This is a genomic window from Nocardiopsis sp. TNDT3 (assembly GCF_003427465.1).
GTDB lineage: Bacteria > Actinomycetota > Actinomycetes > Streptosporangiales > Streptosporangiaceae > Nocardiopsis > Nocardiopsis dassonvillei.
Window position 1 is genome coordinate 1 of the sequence record NZ_QPFC01001249.1, and the last position, 1,993, is coordinate 1,993.

Here is a 1,993-nt window from a genome sequence, read left to right on the forward strand (position 1 = left end):
CGGGCGGCACCGCGCCGCCCGTCCCCGGTGATCTTCACTCAGCTGTAACGGGTTCTAGACCCAGACAGTGCCGTTGTACATGTGTGCTCCTTGTAGTGAGTGCCGTGGGGGCCCAGGCGTTCGGGGTGTCAGGCGGTCGACACGCCGTGCCACGCAGTGGCTACCGTGGAGGGTCCCTACGGCAGGATGCCCTAGATCACCGCTGAGCCCAACCCCGTGAAAACCGGGTGCCTCGGCCGTAAGCCGTTACCCATGGAGATCACACAATCAGCAATTAAGTTATTACCCAACGTAATGTAAAGTGGAGCGTGTCGCGGGACTGACGTGCCGCACCGCTGTCGGGCTCCGACACCCCGTTGTCGTAACCGACTGGCACCGTAAGGGAACGCGCGGCGAAACAACCCCGTCGAAGGGAGAACCGTGGGAGGCGGTGGACCCATCAGAGGCGGGTGTAGGAGTCGGACGGTGGAGAGCGATGTGAGGAGGGAGGCGCAACGGTGAGCATCTCTGAGAAGCCGATCGCGCCGGCCGGGCGTCCTGAGGACGAACGTCCGCGCTGGCCGATCCTCCAGCAGCCACGCGGACTGATCGTCTACATGGCTCTGCTCGTGTCCGCGACGCTGTTCCTGTTCGGAGGCGCGGTGGCGCTGACCGCCCCCGCGGTGATGGACCTGGTCACCCTGGTCGCGCTGCTGACGGGCGCCGTGCTCTGCGTGGAGGCGGGCCGCCGCCTCGGCACGCCGGCCGGGATCAACCGGGACTTCCTGGGGGCCTGGTGGTTTCCGGCGGTCCTCCTGCTGCCGCCGCTGTACGCGCTGATCCTCCCGGTGCCCGTCTTCCTGATGCTCCAGTACCGCACGCGCCGGGCGCTGCTCCACCGGCGGGTGTTCAACGCCGCCTCCATCGCCCTGTCCGGGTTCCTGGCCTCGGTGACCTGGCACTCGATCTGGGGCGGCGGCCTCGTCGACGGGCTCAGCGGCACCCCCGGCGCGCACGAGTACCTGACCACGGGCCCCGGCGTGCTCGTCGCCGTGCTGTGCTGCACGGGGTTCACCGTCCTCAACAACCTGCTCGTCGCGGTGGCCGCGCGGATCAGCAGCGGCCCCGGGCACACCCTGCGGCCCATGTGGGACCGCGAGGCCCTCATCGTGGACGCCGTCGAGTTATGTGTCGGCGTCACCGTCGCCATCCTCGCGCACCTGTCGCTGTTCCTGCTGGTCATCGCGGTCCCCCCCGTGCTGCTGCTCCAGCGCAGCCTGATGTACCAGCAGCTCCAGATGGCCGCGCGGACCGATCCCAAGACCGGCCTGCTCAACGCCCCCACCTGGGAGCAGGAGGCGTCGGTGGAGATCGCCAGGGCCCGCTCCTCGCGGGGCAGGGCTGCGGTGCTGATCATCGACATCGACCACTTCAAGAGGGTCAACGACAACCACGGGCACCTGTTCGGCGACCAGGTGCTGCTCGGCGTGGCCACCACCATCGCCCAGCAGCTGCGCCAGTCCGACCTGCTCGGCCGGTTCGGCGGAGAGGAGTTCGTGGTGCTGCTGCCCGGCTCCGACACCGCCGAGGCCTGGCGGGCCGCCGAGCGCCTGCGCTCCCAGGTGGGACGCATGGAGATCGCGGTGGACGACGTGCCGGTGTCCATCACCATCTCGATCGGCGCGGCCGTCATCGGCGACCACGGCAACGACCTGGTGGAGCTGCTCACCGCGGCCGACCTCGCGCTCTACCGGGCCAAGGAGACCGGCCGCAACCGCGTGTGCCTGCCCGCCGGGCGCACCGGGAGCGGCGGCAAGATCCCGGGGCCGCGGGGAGGCGAGATCTCCGGTCAGACGGATCCCAAGGACCCCACCGAGCACACCGAACTTCCGTGACCCGCGGTTTCGTGGTCCGGCGGAGTTGTCCACAGCGCGAAGAAGGGCGTTGCGCCCGAACCGTCGGATCACGCACCGTGAAGATATGCACTCTGACCAGCCGCACCACTCCCTCGGCC

At 69.2% G+C, this 1,993-nt stretch carries 1 protein-coding gene; it reads left to right on the forward strand.

The genetic code is table 11. From position 1 onward, the window contains the following. Positions 1-497 precede the first annotated feature (497 nt). On the forward strand, positions 498-1,874 hold the full coding sequence (locus DQW06_RS26475; protein WP_041552826.1) for a GGDEF domain-containing protein: 1,377 nt from the start codon (positions 498-500) through the stop codon (positions 1,872-1,874). Positions 1,875-1,993 lie beyond the last annotated feature (119 nt).